The following is a 22,809-nucleotide window of genomic DNA, read 5'->3' on the forward strand; positions in this document are numbered from 1 at the left end:
TAATTATGATCTTGCATGAATTCCGTATGTTTGCCCGCAAATTTTTTAGCCTGAATTGCGTGGCAACATACGTAATTCATTTTTGATTATCTGTAATCGTCAAATAGTATCTATGAAAAAAGGATTATTACTGGCAGGGATATTAGCAGTTATGACAGGTACTGCAGCCAATGCACAGCGTCTGCATTACGGGTTGAAGGCAGCGTTATTACTCTCCAAGCTGACCGGGGAAGGTTTAAAAGAAAACCTCACACCGGGATTCCAGGGAGGCGCTTTCTTCGAGTTTGACCTGTCTAAAGACAAGAAATGGGGTATCCAGCCGGAATTGCTTTTTACACAGACTTCAGCTAAAAAGGGTCCCGACTTCGCTAACAAGTATGTAACCTACCACAATACTGAAGCACAGGACAAGATAAAAATAAGTGCTGCTACGATCCCTTTACTGGTTCGTTACACACCGATCCCAGCCATTACACTGAACCTGGGTGCTCAGTACACTTATATGTACTTTATTGACGAGAACCTGCTGAAAGCCAACAGGGATGCGTTCAAGAAAAGCGACGTAGCTGCGGTTGCCGGTGCACAGATTAATGTGGCTAACGTACGTTTCTTTGGCCGTTATGCATTAGGACTGTCAAATATCAACGATATTCCGGCACCTAAGTATGAATGGAACACCCACCAGGTAACAATCGGAATAGGGGTAGCTTTCAAATAAACTACTTTCTTCATCATTCTGATCAGACCATATAATGAAAGCGGGCCCGCACTAACGTGTGGGCCCGCTTTCGTTATAACCGTTACCCGTTGCCTGCCTTCAGTCAGGTTTGCGGGGATAGCGTATTTACAGGTTGTAAAAATGCCAGCTCGCTTTAAAGTCCTTTCCGATCAGTTTATTGGTCAGGATCACCCTTACCATTTCCACCGGCAGCGCGTTTTCCTTCATCACGGCATCATGGAACTGCTGATAAGTCATTTTTCCGCTATCTACGAGTTCTTTTTTCAGCGACATGAACTGCAGACCTCCAATCATATAGGCCACCTGGTATAAGGGGCTATAATCGCCTTTAAATGAGCGACGTACTTCACCGGCCGCATTGGCCCTTTCATGCCCTACCCTGTCCACCAGGAAGTCGATACATTGCTGGGGCGTCCATTTACCCAGGTGATAATTCAGCGAAAAGATGATACGCGCACAGCGGTGCATACGCCAGAACAGCATACCGATACGGTCTTCCGGCGACTGCGGGAACTTCAGGTCCCACAACAGCATTTCCCAGTACAGCGACCATCCTTCTATCCAGAAAGGCGTCCAGAAATTACGGTAGATCCGGTAGCGGTTGCCCATAAATTCTTCCAGCGCATGGCCGGCAAACAGTTCGTGGTGTACCGTTGCTCTTGAAAAGTGAGGGTTATTTCCCCGCATGCTCATCAGCTTATCTCCTTCTTCCATATCGTTGGTGGGATAGGAAATACTCAGCTCTTCCCCGCCTGTAAAGAAGGGATTGACCAGTTGCCTTTCAGGCGTCATCATGATCATACGCCAGGTCTCTTCTGCCAGTGGCGGAATAGTGATCAGGTTTTTGGTCTTCAGGAAGACCATGGACTCATCGTATATTTTCATGATCGCATCCGGCTGCTCACCTGCGGGTACGTAAGTGTTCTTTACTTTTTCCAGGGCCTTATGCCAATCCTTTCCGAAGCCCATTTCTTCACTGGCCTTCAGCATTTCTGCGTCACAGAAGGCGAATTCTTTATTGGCGATGTCTATTAATTCTTCCGGCGAATAAGGGATCAGCTCATTCTGCAGCTGTCGTACCAGTTCTTCCCTCCCAATTGGAGAGCCTACGATACCACTACCATCATCTTTTCCACCGGGCAATGTTTTGAGCTTCTGCTGCCATACGTTGCCATATGCTTTCAGTGTGCTATCCAGTTGTTTATAAGGGGCAGGCACCCACCAGGAGAACTGAGGGTCGTATGCGTTATAGAAATCATACACGCTATGGATCGCTTCCTGCAATCCTCTGGTAATACCGGCTCCTCTGCGTAACAGGTACATATCGATACCTGTAGCCGTGTTCAGTTGTTTTGCTTTATCCTGCAGGGCCAGTGACATATCACGGAGGGTAGTCGCCAATGCCTGTGCATCCTGTTTTGTACCTCTCCTTCTCAGCTTTTCGGCCGCGTATATTTTGTCGGCCAATGGGAACCAGGAAGACAGCTGTTTATACTGGCCTGCCTGTTCGTCCAACGCACGTATTGCCTCCTGGAGTTTCATCCGGAACAGTACATAATCCACCCGCTCTTCCACGCCCAGTTTATCGAAATTGAAAGCATTCAGCTGTTGCAGGTAATCTGCGTTGAATGTCTTCAGTCTTTCGGTTCTTTCCGGCGAATTATCGATCTGGTAGAACCGCATCAGGCTTCCTTTGTCAGCTTCGTAATGCGACAAAAGTACTGAGATGTCTTTCTCCTGTGCAACGGCGACACCAGCGCTCATGCACCATCCTGTTACCAGGCAGTAAAAAAGTCTTTTCATAAGTACGTTTAACTGAATCTTTCTACTTTAAAAGGAGTGATGTCCATGGAAGCAGGAACATGTGACACCAGTTCGCTGACCAGCTTACCGGTAGCAGCCCCCAGGCTGATACCCAGCATGGAGTGTCCTGTTGCTACGGTCACATTCGGGTAACGTTCCATAGTACCTATATGTGGCAGCCCATCTGCACTGCAGGGGCGGTAACCATACCATACCTTTTCCGGCGCGGGCAAAGGAATATCATATGCCGGAAAATATCTTTTAACGGAAGCCAGTATGCCTTCTACCCGCTGCATACGCGGAGGGGCATTCAGTCCGGTGATCTCCATGGTTCCACCAAAGCGGATCTTATTGCCATTCATAGGCGAAATAGCCACTCTCGCTTCACTCAGGATCACGGAATGTCTGACTTTGTAGGGAGCGTCTTCAAATGTAACAGAATAGCCCCTTCCTCCTACCATAGGAATGTTCAATCGTAGCTGTTGGGCCAGTTCACGGCTCCATACTCCCGCGGCCACCACTATATGGTCGGCCGTATGAAAACCGGTCGTTGTTTTAACGCCCTGTACTTTATTTCCATCCATAATAAATGCCGTCACCTCCTGGTTGCTTATAAAGCGTACCCCTTGCTGCTGCAGGTATTTCTGCAGGTTTTGCATGAGCTGATTTGGATACAGCTGGGCATCTCCGGGGAAGTATATTGCCCCCAACGCCTTGATAGGTGTATCAGGCTCCATTTGCTGTAAGGTCTGATGATCTATCATCCGGGCTTCTATGCCCAGGGCAAGGGCGTCTTTTATTGTCTGTTCCGCATGATGTGCGTTTTCTTCTGTGTTGAACAGCTCCAGCATTCCCTGTGGATCGTAGGAGAAATCCAGTCCGGGAATATGGCTCCACTCCTCGTACAGCTGTTTACTCAGCAGGGCAATATCTCTCAGGGGAACGGCAGAGCGTTCCACGTGTGATTTGGTGGCGCTTTTCATGAACTGCCATCCCCAGCTGATCATACTGCTGCTCAGGCTGGGCTTGATATAGAAGGGACTTTTCGGGTCCATCATCCATTTCAATCCCTGCCTGACGATGCCAGGCGTAGCCAACGGCACGAAGTGACTGGGGCAGATATAACCTGCGTTACCATAAGAGCAGCCCTGCTGCATATCTGTCCTATCTATTACTGTTACGGTATATCCTGCCTGTTGCAGATAAAAAGCGCTGCTCAAGCCTATAATACCTCCGCCTATAATGATTACTTCCATATCCTTATTTAAATCACCTGTAGTCCATATGCATACGGATCGTCTTCAGGGTCTATTGTGATCGTATTATATCCGTATATTCTTGCCCAGCCTTCAATACCGGGACGTATGGCTGGTACGCCCGCTACGGTGGTCTCTTCTTCTATTGTGCCTATAAAACGGGATCCGATGATGCTTTCGTGAATGAAGGAGTCTCCTTTTTTCAGTTTTCCTTTGGCATACCATTGAGCCATCCTGGCGGAAGTACCGGTACCGCAGGGAGAACGGTCGATCGCTTTATCGCCGTAAAACACCGCATTACGGGCAGTAGAAGTCTTGTCCATGACAGCCCCGGTCCACAACACATGCGAGCATCCGTTTATATGAGGATTGTCGGGGTGTACGAAAGTATGTTTCTCATTGATACGTTTACGCAATTCCCTTGCCCAGCCGATCAACTGGGAGGCGGTGTAGTGTTCAAGGCCTGGAAAGTTCTCCTGCACATCCACAATAGCATAATAGTTTCCGCCGTAAGAAACGTCCACTTTCAGTGGTCCCAGATCAGGGCATTCCACTATCAGATCTGTTGCTGCGAGGTAAGACGCCACATTGGTGAGTTTGACGTTCTTTACCTTGCGGCCTTCCTGTTTATATTCGATCAGCACCAGTCCTGCGGGCGCTTCCATCCGTACAATGCCAGGTGTTTTAGGCGTGATCAGTCCTTCTTCAATTGCGATAGTGATGGTACCGATAGTACCATGACCGCACATAGGCAGACAGCCACTGGTTTCGATGAATAACACGGCCACGTCGTTGGCAGGATCGTGAGGCGGATAAAGTATGCTTCCACTCATCATATCATGGCCCCTGGGTTCAAACATCAAACCTGTTCTGATCCAGTCATATTCCTTCAGGAAATGGTTCCGTTTTTCGCTCATGTTGTTACCCTGCAGTACCGGTCCTCCGCCGGCTACCAGCCTGACAGGATTACCGCAGGTGTGCGCGTCTATGCAAAAGAATGTTTTCTTCACGTTTCCTTATTCTGTTTTAAAAAGACATTGGTTGATCTACTCTTTCAAAAATACCGGTTGAGGGCGAATGGCATATTGCAGGTTTTCACCAATGGTATGCAGAAATTAACATAAATAAGGAACATCTTCCAGCAATGGGTAAAAAATGAGGAATTCCGGACAAAGGTATCTACCCGGCTCTACCTTTTTAACTGAAAATCAATATGTATTGATTATCTAATTAAATTGCAGTATAGTTCCATGTCATATGAATGAAAACGCTGCCCCCAAAAATGAGAAGGCCAGGCTACGAGCGCTCAAGGAATACGGGCTGCTGCAGTTGACTCCGCAACCGGCCCTCGATCAGTTCACCGAACTGGCGACCCTCAGTTGTCATTTCCCTTACGCTGTTATAGCAATCGCCGGAGATGAAAAGCAGCTGATCATTTCGTCTACTACCATACCGGGCATACAGGAAACCACCACCGATTGGGGCTTTATGCAACTGATCATGGAAGAGCAGGCATTTACGGCTGTTGAAGATACCCTGCCTGATCCTGTACTGCGTAATAATAAAGCGGTTACGGACGCACCACATATCCGTGCATTTGCCGGTTACCCGCTGATTGACATCCATGGATTTGTTTTAGGCGCACTTTACATGATGAGCAGCGAACCCGGCACGATTAGCGGCGCTGAGCAAAGGGCACTGAAAATTATTACCCAGAATGCGGTGGAGGCAATACGGGCGGAACGGCAGAAAGAGGAAACCCGGTATTATGCGAAGCTGTTCAATCTTTCGGAGGGGCTTGTATGTGTCGGCTCCTACTCCGGCAGATTAAGAAGGATCAATAAAGCATTTACCAGTTTGCTGGGCTGGGAGGAGCACGAATTGACAAGTATTTCGGTGTTCGATCTTGTACATCCTGATGATGTGGAAAATACAGGCCTGGAATTGGAAAAACTCCGATCGGGCCTTTCTACCATCAATTTCTCCCACCGTTTCAGGACAAAGGATGGCGATTATAAATACATTCAATGGATAGCCACTCCAGAACTGCACACCGGCAATATTTTCGCCATAGGCAGGGACATTACCCATGAAAAGATCAAGGAGCAGGAGCTGATAGACAGTGAGAACAACGCCCGTACTTTCTTTGAGAATTCGCTGGGCATGATGTGCAAGCATGATCTGCAGGGGAACCTGACAGCTGTCAACAAAGCCAGCGCCGACAGTGTGGGCTATAGCATCCAGGAACTGCTGACGATGAGTTTATACCAGATCGTCCCGCCTGAGTATCATAGCGACCTTGACCAGTACCTGGCCAAAATCAGGATGAAGGGCAAAGTGACAGGCCTGATGCACACCCGGCATAAGCTTGGCAATATCCGCATCTGGCTGTTCAACAATGTACTGGTAACTGATGTACAGGGCAATACCTGTGTGATTGGTAATGCGGTTGACATCACAGAAAGGCATGAACTGGAAATAGACCTCAAGCGTACCAAGGAAATGCTGGAACGCACCAACCAGGTAGCACGCATAGGCGGATGGGAATTTGATCTTATCAAACACGAGGTTTTCTGGTCGACCGTCACCTGTGAAATCCACGAGGTAGGGCCTGAGTTCAAGCCTACCACGGAAAATACGATGATTTTCTACGAGGGGGAATACCGGCAGCAGCTGGATGCAGTTATTGATCATGCTGTCCGTACCGGCACGCCCTGGCAGCTGGAATTACAGATCACAACCGCCAAGGGCCACAAGCTCTGGGTCCGCTCCATAGGTCATGCCGCCTTTGAAAATGGCGTCTGCAAAAGACTGTTCGGTACTTTCCAGGATATCAATGAGAGAAAGAAAGCCTCCGTGGCCATTCAGCAATCCCGGAAGTTGCTGGAGGATGTGTTGCAGTCAGCTTCGGAGGTTAGTATTATTGCGACTGATCACGAGGGGATCATTACCCTCTTCAACAAGGGGGCGGAAAAGCTGCTGGGATATAGTGCAGCGGAGCTGACGGGCAAATATTCCTGGGAGCTGCTTCACTCACCGGACGAAGTAGCCGCCAGGGGCAAGGAGTTGTCTGAGTTGTACAGGACCCCTATTGAAGGATTTCGCATTTTCACCCAGATCCCTGAACTTGAAGGGTCTGAAGGGCGGGAATGGACATATGTAAGAAAGGACGGGACCACCACCATCGTCTCTATGGTGGTAACCCCTATACGTGACAATACGGTCATTACCGGCTACCTGGGTATCGCCACTGACATTTCGAAGAGAAAGAAGGCTGAAAGAGAGCTGAAAGAGGCTAAGTTACAGGCAGAGCATGCCAGTAAGGCCAAATCAGAATTCCTGGCCAATATGAGCCATGAAATACGCACGCCGCTGAATGGTGTGATCGGGTTCACAGACCTGCTGATGAAAACTGCACTGAATGAAACACAGCAACAATATGTGTCTATTGTTAACCAGTCGGGGAATTCGCTGTTAAGCATCATCAATGATATCCTGGACTTCTCCAAGATAGAAGCGGGTAAGATAGAACTGGACATCAGCAAGTGCGATCTCCTGGAATTCAGCAGTCAGGCCAGCGACATCCTGAGTTTCCAGGCGCAGCAGAAAGGGATCGAGATGTTGCTGAACGTTTCTACGGACCTTCCCCGTTTTATGTGGGCGGATGTGGTACGGCTAAAACAGATCCTTCTCAACCTGCTGAGCAATGCGGTAAAATTCACCGACCAGGGGGAAATAGAACTGGAGATCAGGCCATTGGGACATCCAAGACCTGGAATGACCACTATCCGCTTCCAGGTAAGGGATACGGGTATTGGTATCCATAAGAGCAAACAGCAGAAGATATTCGAGGCATTCTTACAGGAAGACATTTCCACTACAAAAAGATATGGCGGTACCGGTCTGGGGCTGAGTATCTCCAATAAACTGCTGGCACTTATGGGCAGTCAGCTGCAACTGGAAAGTTCTCCCGGGAAAGGTAGTACGTTCTTTTTTGAAATAACGGTAAAAACAGAAGACGGCGCTCCCATTGCATGGGAAAATATCGATCTTGTCAAAAATGTGCTGATCGTTGATGATAACGAGCATAACCGGACCATTCTGAAAAGGATGCTGCAGATGAAAGGTATCGACTCTGACGAGGCATCGAATGGTATTGAAGCTTTTCAGTTCCTGATGACAAAGCAGCAGTATGATGTGATCATGATGGACTATCATATGCCTTTCATGGATGGGCTGGAAACGATCCGGAAGATCAGGACGAACTTTGAAGAGTTGAAGAAGGAGCCTGCGATCGTCTTACTGCATAGTTCTGCAGATGACGAGAAGATCCTCAGGGCATGTGAGGAACTGCACGTCAACCAACGTCTGTTAAAACCTATTAAGATACAGGAAATGTACCATGCCCTATCCCATTTGTTCATCAAGGACACAACCGAAACAATGCAAACCGAAAACCGTGAGCACAAGAAGATCAAAGCCAATATCAACATCCTGATCGCGGAAGATAATCCTATCAACATGTTGCTGGCCAGTACTATTATCCGGAAGATCGCCCCTGCCGCCCATATTACTGAGGCGAAGAATGGCAAGGAGGCCGTTGAGAGCTGTAAACAGCAATTACCCGATATTATCTTTATGGACATCCAGATGCCTATCATCAATGGCTATGAAGCGACACGGCTGATCCGGGAGATCAGTCCTCACATTCATATTCCCATTATAGCGCTGACAGCGGGTAATGTGAAGGGCGAAAGGGAAAAGTGTATAGCGGCCGGCATGGATGATTTTGTTACCAAGCCATTTGTTGAGAACAATCTCATTTCTGTTTTTGAGAAATGGCTGACCTGGAAATCAGTTAATGCTTAGGCTTTTCGGGGGATTTGCCAATGAAAGCGAAATCCCGTTACAAATGTCTGGTTTTGATACGGTCTTATGTCCGGAAAGGATCAATGGTGCAATGCCCTGCATTCTTCTTCCAGTACTCCCATGATGAGCTGTGGCGGAGAACCCCACTTTTTGATGCCGGTGTCTTTTAGGAGCGGATAAGCGGAGCTGGCACCCCCGATGTCGCCAGTGGTGAGGCCAATGACGATGGAGGGTATCCGGGTATGACGGATCACATAGGCGCACATGATACAGGGTTCGTGGGTGGTATACATCACACAGTCGGACAGGTCCTGGGTATTCAGTAAAGCTGTTGCTTCACGGATGGCTTCTATTTCGGCGTGGTAGGTGATGTCTTTGTGGGTTTTGCCTCCTTCGATTCCACGGGCGATGATTTCGCCTTTGCGTACGAGGATGGAGCCGACGGGGCTATCGCCACGCTCCTTAGCGGCTTGCGCTAAAGAGAGGCATTCTTTCATAAAATATTCATTATCGATGACCATAAGTATCTCTTAAATTAGTTCAAATTCCTCACTGCCCATCATACATTTAGTTTTTCCAGGTATGGGCTTAGCAGTGCTAATATTCGAAAATTAATATTACGACAAAAATGCCTGGCTTATTCCCAGGTATTGGAAACCTTTGTATATTTAACAGATATTTTTAAACGTTTAACCCGAACCCGAATCTATGAAAAGATTATGTTTCCCTTTTTCCCGACTACTCTATGTTGTTGGTAGCGTCTTATTATTTTCAGCCTGTAGTCATGATGACAATTATCCGTACGTTACGGTCACCTCAATTTACCCGGAGGCCGCAGGTGGTGGCGATACCGTTAAAATTTACGGAACGAATTTCCCAGTCATGAAATCTGGTCTCAAAGTATCCGTATCCCTGAATGGCGAAAAGGTGAATATCGTCTCAGCCGAACGGGATAGCTTATCGGTTGTAATACCTGTAATGGCAGGCTCCGGCGAGTTGACCGTACAGGTAGACAATCACTCTTTTTCAAAGCCGTTTACCTATAACTATAGGGCAACAGTCACGACTATAGCAGGATCCGGCATTGATGGCAGAACCGACGGCGTTGGCGATGCCGCCAGCTTTAATTGTCCCTGGGGCCTTACGGTGGATAGCAGCGATGGCACTTTATATGTGGCCGATTGCTACAACAGGCTAGTGCGCAAGGTAACGATACCTGGTAATACTGTATCCACTATTCCTATTTCTTACGATGTAGAATTTTATTCTCCCCGTAACATCACGCTGGATCAGCACTCAAAGCAGCTGTATCTTACGGACTTTAATACGCATGTAATGCGTGTGGAACCGGATGGCCGGAATGTACTGATATACCAGGGCGTACCGCCTATGGCCGGTATCGCATTAGGGCCGGATCATCAACTGTATGTCAGCAATACCAACTACGGGTTTATTCTGCGAATGGATACTTCAGGACATAATGAGACAACCGTTGTTTCGGGTCTCACTACGCCTCAAAACATTGTTTTTGATGCATCCGGCACCATGTGGGTGAGTGCATATCCGCACGTCAAGATCACACCGGATGGACAGATGACCTTTCTGCCGCTGGATCCCACTTATGGCGGCTGGGAGATTGCGCTCGATCGCAGGGGTAATCTTTATGAAGCCGATCACGTCAATAACAACCTTCGCCTGATTGAAAAATCTACAGGAAGAAAGGTGGTGATTGCAGGTAGCGGTAATGCCGAAGATGTAGATGGAGTGGGATTAAATGCCTCTTTTAATGGTCCCCAGGGATTGGTGATAGATAGACATGGAGACTTGTATATCAGCACTTATAATTACGATACGAGGGGTGGAAATAAGATACGGAAAGTTGTAGTGCGATAAGGATAAAAGTAAGATAAAGCGTGCGTCTATTCTCTGATGGGTGCTTTCCCCGCTACATCTAAACTTCAAGGTATATTTAAATAAAAAACCCGGGTCACCGGGTTTTTTATTTTCTCCTGCATTTCTGAAGACATTGGCTTATGGACCGGCATTTGTATGGTGTTTGCTTGTACAAACTATGCAGTATACCCTTAGTATCCATGGAGATGATCTGGTGTTGATCCCGGGGTATCTCTGGCGTTGCCACTGCGACAATATCGGCTGCCAGGTATTGCCGGTTGCAGGAAGAACAATCCTTGTACATGCCTCGCACCTGTAAGGTGATCACAGGTGGACCTTCCCCAGGGACGTCCAGCGTAATAGCTGTTCCTTCGAATAGTTACATTGAGTTCCTGATTGATGCAACAGCATTTTATGCAATCCTATTCAAAGGACTGATAAAAAGATACAGGGAATTGTTTTATCAACACAGCAATATGCGTGATAAATATTAAAACCAAATTATTTATTTACCACCGATGTCTAAATACAGCGAAAAACATTCCGGTTTCACTTCTATATTATAAAATACTTACTTTTTTATTTAAATTTAAGCCAGGGGGAAATCATTATTGTTTAGTGTTGAACGAATTCATACATACCGACGCCGACCAGGAGCTGCTCAGTCTTATTAAAACAGGATCTGAAACAGCATTCCAGCAATTGTTTCAGCGACATTGGGAAAAACTGTACGTGGCAGCCAGTAAGAAACTGGGTGACCAGGAACTGGCCCGGGAACTTGTGCATGATCTATTCCTTGACCTCTGGAGGCGCCGGGAAGAACTGTCTATATTGAATCTGCCCGCTTACCTGGGCAAAGCGCTGCAATATCGCATTATTAATAAACTGATATCCAAAAAGGATAAGTTTTTCTTTGAGGTGCTCGAAAACACCGAAGAATCCCTTTACAAAGCCGATCAGGCGCTCCTGGAAAAAGACCTTACCTCCCTGATCATTTCATGGGCGGAAATATTGCCCGAAAGACGGCGCCAGATATTTATCCAATATTACCTACACCACCTCACCACACAGGAAATAGCCGAAAATCTGCAGATTTCTCAGAAAACCGTACAAAACCAGCTCAGTATCTCTGTACAGGACCTGAGAGCTCATTTCGGACATTTACTCGCACTGCTCATCCTCCTGGATGAAACCTTATAACGCAGGCAGAGAGGGAATCAGAAATTTTTCAAAAAAAAAGTGACCTGAAGACGGGAAAGCGCCTCTTTTTTCCTGACTATAGTATTAAAGCCACCTGTTATGTACGATTCCGGCAAGGACCAAGGTCACTTTTTCAAGCTGCTCGCCAGGTATAACAAAGGGAAAGCCACCCCGGAGGAAGCGGCGTTTGTGGAGCGTTATCTGGAACTACTGGACTACAGGGACAAGGACATACTAAAAGATTTCGAGCAACAAAAAGAGCAGATTGGCGCCAAACTGGAAGAGCGGATTTTGCTCAGCATCCGGCAGGAACCGGTGGTACGGCGCATTTCTCCTATACGCCGGTGGGTACCTGCAGCGGCAGCCGTATTATTATTACTGGGCAGCACCTATTATCTGCTACGCCAGCCACATACACCAAAACCACAGCAGATAGCGCAGCATACGGACATCCTGCCGGGTAAAACAGGCGCTATCCTTACTTTGGCCGATGGCAGTGAAATTGTGCTGGACAGCACACGGAACGGCGTAATCGCCATGCAGGGCAGCACCGCTGTTCAATTGAAGAATGGGACTGTATCTTATGATAATACAGGAAGCGACAGTAAAACGGAAGCGATAGCCTATAATACTATCAGCACTCCGAAGGGACGGCAATACCAGCTGATATTGCCTGACGGTTCAAGAGTATGGATGAATGCCGCCAGCAGCCTTACCTACCCTACAGCTTTCACCGCAAAGGAAAGAACGGTGCGTGTAACAGGTGAAGCATATTTTGAGGTAGCTACCAACGCGAACCAACCATTTAAAGTAATTGTCAATGATGCTACAAGCATCGATGTATTAGGAACCAATTTCAATGTCAACGCTTACAATGATGAACCTAGTATCAACGCTACACTGTTACAGGGAGCGGTAAGAGTTACTTATCGTCAGGCATCGCAGCTGCTTAAACCAGGCCAGGAAGCACAGATCAGTCACCAGATCCGTCTTGTGCCCGATGCAGACATTAACGGCGCTGTGGCCTGGAAAGACGGCGTATTTGCTTTTAACAATGCGGATCTGCCAGCCGTTATGCGGCAACTGGCCCGCTGGTACAATATAGAAGTGAGTTACGAAGGTAAGACACCGGATGCCACTTTTACAGGGGAAATAGATAAAACCCTCACTTTATCGCAGGTGCTCGAGGGATTGTCAACTACAAGAATCAACTATAAAATCGAGGGAAACAGATTAATTATCCGGCAGTAAACAGAACCAAAATCGCATGAACTAAATGAAAAAACCGGGCGCAAAGATTGGCGTCCTACCCCCGGTTTTCGTTTAAGTCTGGCTTATTACTAAACATTAAACGCTGCAAATGTATGCAAATTAAGGGTCATTTTAATCCCGGGGTCCCTCCTATGTCCAAAGGGATCAGATCAACCAAAAATCTTCCAGTCATGAAATCAGCAATCATGCTTTTCTTTATGGCCCTAGTGCTGGCAGCCGGAGGCGCATCAGCGCAGACCGTCACCTTTACCGCCAGGTCAACGCCATTAAAGAAAATATTTGCTGTCATCCGACAACAGACCAGTTACAAGTTCTTTTATCGCAATGAAGACCTGGAACTTGCCAGTCCCATAACTGTACAATTGAAGGATATACCACTGGAGCGGGCCTTGCAAATCATCATGGCTAATCAGCCACTGACCTTCAATATCCAGGGCAAGACAATATTCGTGAGCCGCAGGATTCCCTCTTCGGTGGCCGTACCTGCCGATGTTGAAGCAACACCGCCCAGCAACATCAGCGGCAGGGTAACCGACAATGAGGGGCAGCTCTTGTCCAATATCACGGTCATGCTTCGCAACGGGCGCCGCTATGTGTTTACAAATGAAAAAGGGGAGTTTACGATCTATGGTCTCATGCAGAATGATACCCTGCTGTTTACCAGTATTAACTATGAAAGTGTACTGGTACCTTTTTCCAGGATGTCGGAGAATATGACTATTATCATGCGTCCCCGTATCAATGCCCTGAATACCGTTGTTATTTACAATACAGGCTACCAGCAGATAAGCAGGGAAAGAGCTACCGGTGCATTTGGCAAGCCGGACATGGAAATATTCAGGGAACGTGTCAGCACCTTTGACGTAGTAGGCCGCCTGGAAGGACAAATACCCGGTCTTACGGTAGGAACAGGTGTTACTGCTTCCGGCAGGACCGGCAATGGTTTCGCTAGCAGGTCAAGCGTTATCAGGGGGTATACTACCGTCAGCGGCGGACAACCCACCAACCCGCTGTATGTTGTGAATGGCGTGATCACCACGGATTTCAGTTCTGTTAACCCTGACGATATAGAAGACATCACCGTGCTGAAAGATGCGGCTGCAGCTGCTATCTGGGGAGCTAGAGCTGCCAACGGTATCATTGTGGTGAAAACCAAAGAGGGCAGCAGGAACCAGCAACTGAAGGTTAACTATACAGGTTCTCTCAGCTTCCAAAGCAAGCCGGATCTTAATTTCAACCAGCGTATGAACAGTGAACAATACATACAGGCTGCAAAAGAAACATTCGACCCGGTAAACTATCCCTGGAGCTCATTGGCCACACAGGTAGTACTGCCGCATGAAATTGTACTTTACAACCAGTATCGTGGACTGATCACTGCAGATCAGGCAAACAGAAGCCTGGACAGCATGAGCAGGATCAGCAATCTTTCGCAGATAAGAGACCTGTTCTACCGCAATCCGCTCACTACGAATCACACCATCTCCCTTTCTGCCGGCAACAGTGTTTATGCGATGTACGCTTCACTGGGCTGGACAGGTGTACAGAGCAGCACTCCAGGCGATAAGAACAACACTTATAAGATCAATCTCTCACAAAGTTTCAATATCGGTAAGCGGATCAATGTCTCGCTGAATACGTCATTGATCAATAACGTAAACAGCAGGAAGAATATGCCCTCTGTTGATAACAGTTTTGCGCCGTACCAGCTGTTTGTTGATCAGCAGGGTCGCGAGCAAAACATGGCATTTACCAATGGATGGTCAGATTCAACACGCAATAACTATTCAGCAAGAAGCAGGCTGAACCTGGATTATTATCCCTTACAGGAAATCAACTATGCACATTCCAGTGGCAATACGCTCAGCATCAATACAACCGCCAATATCGGTATCAAGCTGTGGAAAGGTATCAGTTTCCAGGGTACTTATGGTTATCTGAAAGCGCCCGGAACAACGACCTCATTTACTGATAGCCGCGCGCTCTCCCAACGTAAACAGCTATTGTCTTTCACAGTAGCGCCCAGCCCTTCATCCACGCCGGTTTATTATCTGCCGGTAAATAACAGCATGTATATATCCACCAATAATGATCAGCGTAACTGGACGGTACGTAATCAGCTGGTATATAATGCTACACCCAGGTCAGGAAAGGATATGCTGACCTTACAGGCAGGACAGGAAGCACAGGAGGCACAGTCCTCGCGGAATACCAACACTATTATCGGGTATGATGAGGCCTTAGGCACTTACCCTCTAATTGATTATGCCACCCTGAGGCGCGGCGTATTCGGAACAGTGACCGGCTTTGGCTTCTTTAGTACGCAGCCATACCAGATATTCAAAGAGCTGACGCGTTTTACCTCCTGGTTTGCATTGGCCAGCTATACGTTAAATCATAAATACAGTCTGGACCTGAGCTGGCGCCGCGACCACAGTAACCAGTTCGGCAGCGATGTCTCTGTTCAGAACAAACCTGTATGGAGCGTAGGTGGCAAATGGCTGGTACGTAACGAAAATTTTATGCAGCAGGTGAACTGGGTAGATGCATTGGCATTGAGGGCGACCTATGGCATTACCGGCAACTCTCCTTATGTCGGCTCTGCTTCGTTGTACGACATCTTATATGCACAACCTCAGTTGCAGACCGGCGGTGTAGCGGGAGATGCGCTTACCATCAGCCAGCCGGCGAACAGGAAACTGGCCTGGGAACGTACACAGACCACCAATATCGGTATAGACTTTTCCGTGTTGAAAAACCGGATATCCGGTGCGATTGATGTCTACAGTAAAACAACTACAGACCTGCTGGGAAGAGTGCCTCTGAATCCCTTCACGGGCTATGACAGCCAAACCGGCAACGTAGGTAAGCTGGTAAACAGGGGGATTGAATTATCACTGCGTACCATCAACATACGGAAACAGGACTGGAGCTGGTCCAGCAACCTGGTATTCAGTTATAACTATAACAAGCTGGTGTCTTATGCAGCCCTGAATCCTTCATTGAATACTGCAAGCTACAAATTGTCCGCTCCATACTGGATAGGTTATAACTCGAAGCCATTGTTTGCTTACCAGTTTGCAGGGCTGGATAACGTGGGTGATCCGCAGATCAGGCTATCAGATAAATCGGTAACCAAGCAACCTTACATCGCCCAACCGGAAGATGTGGCATATGCAGGTACGACACAGTCGCCGGTGAACGGAGGATTTACCAACCGTTTCGAATATAAAGGTATTTCACTCACCATGAACATGATCTATAACATGGGAGCTGTGATGCGCAGGAACGTAAACATCTTCTATACTGGCAGAATGCCTACTTCCACCTCTCTCGGCGGAGATAATCTTATCGCATCCTTCCAGCACCGCTGGAAACAGCCTGGCGACGAAAAGCTCACCAACATTCCTTCCTATGTATCCAACATGGGTACCAGCTATACACGCAGGGATGTAAACTACTACATAAACGGGGATGTAAATGTGTTGAGTGCATCCTATATCAAGATACGGGACATTACCCTGGCCTATGAGCTGCAGTCGACGGCCCTGCACTTCCTGAAGATACAGCGGCTTAACATTTATGCACAGACCACCAATTTCCTGATCTGGACCGCCAATGATGAGCGGATAGATCCGGAAACAGGTTTCCCGGGAGCACTGTACAAACATCAGTACAACCTGGGTGTAAATGTTACACTTTAATTCACTTTTAAACAGAGAAGGATGAGAAAGCTTTTATATATCGCCATCATGATTTCCTTAATTGCCTGCAAGGACAATTTCCTGGAAGTAGTGCCTTTGGGATCGCAGGTAGCCGTTACAACGGATGACTATGATAAACTGATGAATGATCCGCAATACTATATACAGTCCTTCGCCGGTGGCTGGCAGGAGCCGGCATTAATGGAAGATGATGTGGCTGCGGAAGAACCCTATCTTTTACAGGGCAGTCCGCAGATGCTCCGCCTGTTTCAATGGCAGGATGTTGTTTATCAGCAACAGGACCAGACGCCCTGGGCAATCAGCCAGTGGTTAACACAGTTGTATGCGCTGAACAAGATCATCAGCGAGGTAATGAATTCCAGCGGAGGAACAGATGCACAAAAAAAGTACATCCGTGCGCAGGCGATCGCTACACGCGCCTGGACCTATTTTCAGTTCATCAACTTTTACGGCAAACCTTATGTGCAGAGCACAGCGGGCGCTGATCCGGGATTTCCGATCATAGAGCATGCAAATGCAAACGAGAAAATGTTCACACGTGCTTCTGTACAGGCAGTATATGATTTTATTATCAATGACCTTACTGATGCCATTGCGGAATTACCGGTAAAGCCTTCCATACGTACCCGCATGTCCAAACCGGCCGCAGAAGGTTTACTGGGCAAAGTGTACGTGTTCATGGGCAGGTACAATGATGCCTTATCCATGTTCAATGCCGCATTCGCTGACCTGGCAGACAGTGATGCACATTTATACGATTATAATCAGACACTCGCAGCAGGTGGCGCTTTCCTGCCGATGGACATCATCATCGGCCCATCTCAGGGCCCGGGAAATAATATGAACGATCTCACAGAAGCAGTGGTATCAAAAGTGTTTTACAACGGACCTTACAGTGGCAACCAGCTGGGCAACAATGGCCTGGTACTGGCGCCATGGGCGGCTGCCTTGTATAGCTCTTCAGACCTCCGCCTGCAGTTATATACAGATACAAATCCCGACCAGTCGTCAAACGCCGGCGGCCGTCTGCGCAAATACGGGGTAACGTATGCAAGAATGGACCTGCAGTTGCCTGACATGTACCTGTTAAGTGCAGAGTGTAAGGCACGCCTGAATGATCTTGCAGGAGCAGTGGCCGACGTGGAGACACTGCGTAAAAACCGTATGCCGCACGCCGATGCGCCAGTACCAGCAACGATATCAGCTGATCAGGCAGCATTGATCCGCTTCATCTTTGATGAGCGCATCCGTGAGTTTGCGACAGAAGGTTACCGCTGGTTCGATATGCGCAGGCAGTCGGTAGATCCCCTCTTCGCCGGACAGGTATTTACCCATACGCAGTATAATGCAGATGGTACTGTAAGCACCTTTACACTGAACCAACCCACGCGGCTTGTATTACAATTGCCGCCTTCATTCATCACCAGTAATCCGGGTATGCCGAACAATCCTTAATCCAATTCCAAAAAAATAATCAATGAACAGTATTGTAAAGCTGGAGCATTTATCGCATCGCTACACCAGCTCATGGGCAATCCGTGACATCAGTATGGAGATCAGCCAGACTGGTATAGTGGGATTGCTGGGCTCTAATGGCGCAGGTAAATCCACTACTATGAATATTCTGTGCGGCGTGTTGAACCAGACAGAAGGCAATGTGTTTGTCAACGGTATCAACATGCGGGAGAACCCGGAGCTAGCCAAACAGGAGATCGGTTTCCTGCCACAGAACCCGCCTTTATATATGGACCTTACGGTAGATGAATACCTTGGCTACTGTGCCGGCCTTCGCCTGATGCCCAAACAAAACATAGCGGCAGCAATGAAAGAAGCGAAGGAACGTTGCGGCATTGCACATTACAGTAAGCGTCTTATCCGCAATCTTTCCGGTGGTTACCGCCAGCGTGTAGGCATAGCGCAGGCCATTATACACCGTCCTTCACTGGTGGTACTGGACGAGCCTACCAATGGCCTGGACCCTAACCAGATCATCGAGGTAAGAGCGCTGATAAAGGAAATTGCCACAGACCGAGCCGTGATCTTCTCTTCTCATATTCTCTCGGAAGTACAGCTGCTTTGCAAGGAGATCAAGATGATCGACAATGGCAAGATCGTATTTGCAGATACTATGGACGCCTTCAATAACTATGTAGAGCCACACAGTGCGCTGATGCATATGGAGAATCCGCCTGCTGCTGCCGCGCTGATGGCAATAGAGGGTGTAATGAAAGCTGATTTCCTCACAGAGCGGCAGGTGCGTGTCTTCTTTAACGGAGATCAAAGCATTTCTGAACGCCTCATCACGGCCAGCGTTCAGCAGGGCTGGAGACTGAGAGAGATCAGTCTTGACAAGACAGCGCTGGACGAAGTATTCAAACAATTATCCAATCAATCAACACAATAGAAAGCATCATGAAGACGGTTTTCAGAATTGCGAAAACGGAACTGCGCACCCTGTTTTATTCCCCGATAGCATGGTTTTTACTGATAGCATTCCTGGTGCAATGCGGCCTGGCATATATCAACGCGCTGGACGGGGCTGCCCGTTCACAGGAGATAGGTGGTATGGCGCTGGAGAACATGACCCGCCTTACTGAGCGTATTTTCGCTGCCAGGGGTGGTGTGTTCAGTGTGGTAATGCAGACCCTGTATTTATATATTCCCCTGCTGACAATGGGCCTGATAAGCCGCGAGGTGAACAATGGTACTATTAAGCTGCTGTACTCCTCTCCTGTTAAAGTCAGAGAGATCATCTTCGGAAAGTTCCTGGCGATGATGGTTTACAATCTGCTGATGATGTTAGTGCTGGGCATCTTCATATTCGACGGTATCGTACACATCAATCATGCAGATACCGGTGAGTTATTCTCTGCCTCACTGGGCTTTTACCTGCTGCTATGTGCATATTCGGCCATCGGCCTGTTCATGTCCAGCCTTACATCTTACCAGATCGTAGCGGCGGTATGTACTTTCATGATGGTGGGCTTCCTGAGCTATATCGGTACACTTTGGCAGAATATTGCGTTTGTAAGGGACCTGACCTATTTCCTTTCCCTGAGTGGCCGGACGGAGAAGATGCTGGCAGGGCTGATCACCAGTAAAGATGTGGTCTACTTCCTGGTGATCATCTGCATCTTCCTGGGTCTCAGTATATACAAGCTGAAGGCAGGCAGAGAATCCAGACCTACTGTAGTTAAAATCGGCAGGTATGTGGCGGTTGTGGTGACCGGTTTGGTGATCGGGTATGTAACGTCACGCCCCTCACTGGTAGGATACTATGATGCTACTGCCAATAAAACCAGGACGCTCACGCCTAACGTACAAAAGATCCTGAAAGAACTCGGAGATACTCCGCTGGAAGTAACTGCGTATAACAATATGCTGGGCTCATTCTATTATTTCGGTTCTGAAGAAGGCCGTAATATGGACCTGGCCCGCTGGGAGCCTTACATGCGCTTTAAAGAGGATATTCACCTGCAATATGTGCAGTACTATGACAGCCTGCTGGACAACCTTAATATCATGCGGTTCTATCCTGGCAAGGACTTCATGGACATGGCTACACAGCGCGCCAAGGGAATGGGACTGAAGCTTTCGCAGTTTAAATCGCCTGCAGAGATCAGGAAAATAATAGACCTCCGTCCTGAACTGAACCGTTATGTGATGCAGCTGAAATACAAGGACAAGGTTACTTTTCTCCGTGTATTTGACGACCAGTCGCAGTGGCCGGGAGAAACAGAGGTAGCGGCAGCATTAAAACGACTGTTACAATCCAAATTTCCCAAAGTAGCCTTCCTGACAGGCGACCTGGAAAGGGATATTGAAAAGTCCGGAGACCGTGATTACAGTACGCTGACGAAAAAGAAGACCTTCCGCTATTCGCTCGTGAATCAGGGCTTCGATATAGATACCCTTTCGCTGGAGCACCAGGATATTCCTGCAGACGTCACTACCCTGGTGATAGCAGATCCGAAGACAGCCTTCATGCCTGTTACAATAGCCAAGCTTAGGAAATATATTGACGCGGGCGGCAACCTGCTCATAACGGGAGAACCTGGCAAACAGTCCATTTTAAATCCGCTGCTACAGCAACTGGGCGTACAGCTGATGGATGGCATGATTGCCCAACCTGGCAAAGAGACCGCTCCTGACCTGGCCTTACCCTTAATGACATCTACTGCTGCCGGTTTTGATAAATCGCTAAGAAAAGCCTTTAAAGACAGTGTTGCAGTTTCGATGCCCGGAGCAACAGGCCTGGTCTACAGCGACAGCATCTTCAGAGTGCTGCCTTTGCTGATGACGAATGCCAACAGGAGCTGGTTAAAGAAGGACCGGTTTGCGGCCGATTCTGCAGAGGTATCCTATGATCCTGCAGCCGGTGACGAGAAGAAAGCAGTAGCGACGGCTGTCGCGCTCACCCGTAATGTGAACAACAAGGAACAGCGTATTGTGGTGACGGGAGATGCGGACTTTTTAAGCAATGACGAACTGGGACGATACAATGTACAGACTGTCAATTTCTCTTTTAACACTGCGCTCTTCAGCTGGCTGAGCTATGGAGCGTTCCCGATAGACACGTACCGCCCGGAGGCAAAAGATACCCGCGTATCAGTAAGCACCGATACCGTGGATGTACTCCGGATCCTGTACATCTGGGTATTGCCGGGCATACTGGTGGCTTTCGCGGCTATTCTGCTTATCAGGCGTAAAAGGAAATAATCTATGCTATTCACTACAGATAAACAAACACTGGAAGACCTCAATATTTTTGGCCGGTATGGGGCGGACTCTGTGTACAACATCTTTAACCGTACGGTGACACGCGGAGGCGCGGCACTGCTGGAAGAGATGTTCCGCTATCCGCTGTCGGACCATGAAGCGATCAACCGCCGCAGCAGCATTATTCAGCATTTTGCTGCGGCGGGTACCGCCTACCCTTTTTCTGCCACACTCTTTGATGCGATAGCAGCATATATTGACAACACGGACGAGCGTACGAGGCTGACCACTGAAGAACAATCTATCAGCAAAAAACTGGCGGGCATGATCGCGGTGGACGGGAATACACAGATGGTGTATAAAGGTGTGCATTCGCTCATAGAGATATTGCAGGGTGCACAGTCTTTCGTGAGTACGGAAGCAGGCGGTATGGCTTATGAAACCGACAGAAAGGCGATCGCCACCCTCCTTTCGGAGCCTGCGTTTGAGCCTGTACTGGCCCATCAGGGTAAGCCGGCGCATTCCACCATCGCCGCCTATGATGTGATATTCCGATTCCGCTACCGGGGACTTATACTGCAACTTTTGCATCACCTGTATTACCTGGACGTGTATATATCTGTAGCTAAAGTTGCGGCTGAACGGGGTTTTATATTTCCGCAGGCATTGCCCCGGCATACCTGCAGCGTAAATGCCGAAGGCATATATCATCCCCTGTTGAAAAAAGCGGTGCCTAATACCATCCGGATCACGGATGAAAGTAATGTCATCTTTCTCACTGGGGCCAATATGGCGGGTAAGTCCACCTTTATGAAATCGCTCAGCATTGCCCTGTTCCTTGCACACATGGGATTCCCGGTTGCCGCTGCCAGGATGGAGTTTTCTGTGCTGGACGGGATTTATACTACCATCAACCTACCCGACAACCTGGGCATGGACGCCAGTCATTACTACGCGGAAGTGCTGCGCGTCAAAAAAATGGCACAGGAACTGAGCCAGGGCAAACAACTCTTCATTGTATTTGACGAGCTGTTCAGGGGGACTAACGTCAAGGATGCATATGAGGCTACGATCGCTATCTGTAAGGGTTTTGCCCGTAAGCGTAACAGCATATTCGTCATCTCCACACATATCATTGAAGCGGGCGATGTACTCAAAGCAGCGGCAGCGAATATTCAGTTTGTATACCTGCCCACCCGTATGGACGCACACAAGCCTGTATACACCTACACGCTGGAGAATGGCATTACCGATGACCGCCACGGTATGATCATCATTAACAACGAAGGCATTATCGATATGCTGAAAGCAGGCCTGATCAAAATGAAATGAG

At 48.1% G+C, this 22,809-nt stretch carries 15 protein-coding genes; 11 read left to right on the forward strand and 4 right to left on the reverse strand.

Annotation, left to right across the window (positions count from 1 at the left end; translation table 11 throughout):
• Positions 1 to 112: 112 nt before the first annotated feature.
• Positions 113 to 718: an outer membrane beta-barrel protein gene (locus tag F3I09_RS12360; protein WP_149695340.1), complete on the forward strand. Its 606-nt coding sequence runs from the start codon at positions 113 to 115 to the stop codon at positions 716 to 718.
• A 126-nt stretch (positions 719 to 844) separates the two neighbouring features.
• Here the strand turns inward: F3I09_RS12360 and F3I09_RS12365 are convergent, their stop codons facing one another.
• The 3 genes from F3I09_RS12365 to F3I09_RS12375 are packed head-to-tail and all read right to left on the reverse strand — an operon-like array spanning position 845 to position 4,808.
• Positions 845 to 2,542 (reverse strand): DUF885 family protein, encoded by a 1,698-nt coding sequence (locus F3I09_RS12365; RefSeq protein ID WP_149695341.1) that lies wholly within the window; start codon positions 2,540 to 2,542, stop codon positions 845 to 847.
• 8 nt (positions 2,543 to 2,550) lie between these two features.
• Positions 2,551 to 3,798, reverse strand: a complete 1,248-nt coding sequence (locus tag F3I09_RS12370; RefSeq protein ID WP_149695342.1) for an FAD-binding oxidoreductase — start codon at positions 3,796 to 3,798, stop codon at positions 2,551 to 2,553.
• A gap of 8 nt (positions 3,799 to 3,806) precedes the next feature.
• Entirely contained in the window at positions 3,807 to 4,808 is a 1,002-nt protein-coding gene (locus F3I09_RS12375; RefSeq protein WP_149695343.1) for a 4-hydroxyproline epimerase, read from the reverse strand.
• A 247-nt stretch (positions 4,809 to 5,055) separates the two neighbouring features.
• Here F3I09_RS12375 and F3I09_RS12380 point away from each other — a divergent pair, with 247 nt between their 5' ends.
• Complete coding sequence (locus F3I09_RS12380) at positions 5,056 to 8,667, forward strand: PAS domain S-box protein (protein WP_149695344.1); 3,612 nt, start codon at positions 5,056 to 5,058, stop codon at positions 8,665 to 8,667.
• Positions 8,668 to 8,747: 80 nt separating this feature from the next.
• On the opposite strand, the gene F3I09_RS12385 is transcribed toward F3I09_RS12380, so the two are convergent.
• Positions 8,748 to 9,188: a nucleoside deaminase gene (locus F3I09_RS12385; RefSeq protein ID WP_149695345.1), complete on the reverse strand. Its 441-nt coding sequence runs from the start codon at positions 9,186 to 9,188 to the stop codon at positions 8,748 to 8,750.
• A 187-nt stretch (positions 9,189 to 9,375) separates the two neighbouring features.
• Between F3I09_RS12385 and F3I09_RS12390 the strand changes: the two genes are divergently transcribed.
• The 9 genes from F3I09_RS12390 to F3I09_RS12425 all read left to right on the forward strand — a co-directional run bounded on the left by F3I09_RS12390 (position 9,376) and on the right by F3I09_RS12425 (position 22,808).
• Entirely contained in the window at positions 9,376 to 10,560 is a 1,185-nt protein-coding gene (locus tag F3I09_RS12390; RefSeq protein WP_149695346.1) for an IPT/TIG domain-containing protein, read from the forward strand.
• A 178-nt stretch (positions 10,561 to 10,738) separates the two neighbouring features.
• Entirely contained in the window at positions 10,739 to 10,879 is a 141-nt protein-coding gene (locus F3I09_RS34040) for a hypothetical protein (RefSeq protein ID WP_188133782.1), read from the forward strand.
• A 302-nt stretch (positions 10,880 to 11,181) separates the two neighbouring features.
• Positions 11,182 to 11,760 carry a sigma-70 family RNA polymerase sigma factor gene (locus tag F3I09_RS12395; protein ID WP_188133783.1) on the forward strand — a complete coding sequence of 193 codons (579 nt, stop codon included), beginning with the start codon at positions 11,182 to 11,184 and terminating at the stop codon, positions 11,758 to 11,760.
• Positions 11,761 to 11,859: 99 nt separating this feature from the next.
• The gene (locus F3I09_RS12400; protein WP_149695348.1) at positions 11,860 to 13,011 is read left to right on the forward strand and encodes a FecR family protein; all 1,152 of its coding nucleotides are present in this window, start codon (positions 11,860 to 11,862) and stop codon (positions 13,009 to 13,011) included.
• A 191-nt stretch (positions 13,012 to 13,202) separates the two neighbouring features.
• Positions 13,203 to 16,736 (forward strand): SusC/RagA family TonB-linked outer membrane protein, encoded by a 3,534-nt coding sequence (locus tag F3I09_RS12405; protein ID WP_188133784.1) that lies wholly within the window; start codon positions 13,203 to 13,205, stop codon positions 16,734 to 16,736.
• Between the two features lie 21 nt (positions 16,737 to 16,757).
• Positions 16,758 to 18,212: a RagB/SusD family nutrient uptake outer membrane protein gene (locus F3I09_RS12410; RefSeq protein ID WP_149695350.1), complete on the forward strand. Its 1,455-nt coding sequence runs from the start codon at positions 16,758 to 16,760 to the stop codon at positions 18,210 to 18,212.
• A 22-nt stretch (positions 18,213 to 18,234) separates the two neighbouring features.
• Positions 18,235 to 19,161 carry an ABC transporter ATP-binding protein gene (locus F3I09_RS12415; protein ID WP_149695351.1) on the forward strand — a complete coding sequence of 309 codons (927 nt, stop codon included), beginning with the start codon at positions 18,235 to 18,237 and terminating at the stop codon, positions 19,159 to 19,161.
• Positions 19,162 to 19,169: 8 nt separating this feature from the next.
• Entirely contained in the window at positions 19,170 to 21,476 is a 2,307-nt protein-coding gene (locus F3I09_RS12420) for a Gldg family protein (RefSeq protein ID WP_149695352.1), read from the forward strand.
• Between the two features lie 3 nt (positions 21,477 to 21,479).
• Positions 21,480 to 22,808: an adenylyl-sulfate kinase gene (locus F3I09_RS12425; protein ID WP_149695353.1), complete on the forward strand. Its 1,329-nt coding sequence runs from the start codon at positions 21,480 to 21,482 to the stop codon at positions 22,806 to 22,808.
• Position 22,809 lies beyond the last annotated feature (1 nt).

Source organism: Chitinophaga sp. CF418, from assembly GCF_900142925.1.
Taxonomy (GTDB): domain Bacteria; phylum Bacteroidota; class Bacteroidia; order Chitinophagales; family Chitinophagaceae; genus Chitinophaga.

Coding starts and splice junctions, on each gene's coding strand:
- F3I09_RS12390 (WP_149695346.1), top strand. CDS start 9,376: ATGAAAAGATTATGTTTCCCTTTTTCCCGACTACTCTATGTTGTTGGT.
- F3I09_RS12405 (WP_188133784.1), top strand. CDS start 13,203: ATGAAATCAGCAATCATGCTTTTCTTTATGGCCCTAGTGCTGGCAGCC.
- F3I09_RS12380 (WP_149695344.1), top strand. CDS start 5,056: ATGAATGAAAACGCTGCCCCCAAAAATGAGAAGGCCAGGCTACGAGCG.
- F3I09_RS12365 (WP_149695341.1), bottom strand. CDS start 2,542: ATGAAAAGACTTTTTTACTGCCTGGTAACAGGATGGTGCATGAGCGCT.
- F3I09_RS12360 (WP_149695340.1), top strand. CDS start 113: ATGAAAAAAGGATTATTACTGGCAGGGATATTAGCAGTTATGACAGGT.
- F3I09_RS12425 (WP_149695353.1), top strand. CDS start 21,480: ATGCTATTCACTACAGATAAACAAACACTGGAAGACCTCAATATTTTT.
- F3I09_RS12410 (WP_149695350.1), top strand. CDS start 16,758: ATGAGAAAGCTTTTATATATCGCCATCATGATTTCCTTAATTGCCTGC.
- F3I09_RS34040 (WP_188133782.1), top strand. CDS start 10,739: ATGCAGTATACCCTTAGTATCCATGGAGATGATCTGGTGTTGATCCCG.
- F3I09_RS12415 (WP_149695351.1), top strand. CDS start 18,235: ATGAACAGTATTGTAAAGCTGGAGCATTTATCGCATCGCTACACCAGC.
- F3I09_RS12420 (WP_149695352.1), top strand. CDS start 19,170: ATGAAGACGGTTTTCAGAATTGCGAAAACGGAACTGCGCACCCTGTTT.
- F3I09_RS12400 (WP_149695348.1), top strand. CDS start 11,860: ATGTACGATTCCGGCAAGGACCAAGGTCACTTTTTCAAGCTGCTCGCC.
- F3I09_RS12385 (WP_149695345.1), bottom strand. CDS start 9,188: ATGGTCATCGATAATGAATATTTTATGAAAGAATGCCTCTCTTTAGCG.
- F3I09_RS12370 (WP_149695342.1), bottom strand. CDS start 3,798: ATGGAAGTAATCATTATAGGCGGAGGTATTATAGGCTTGAGCAGCGCT.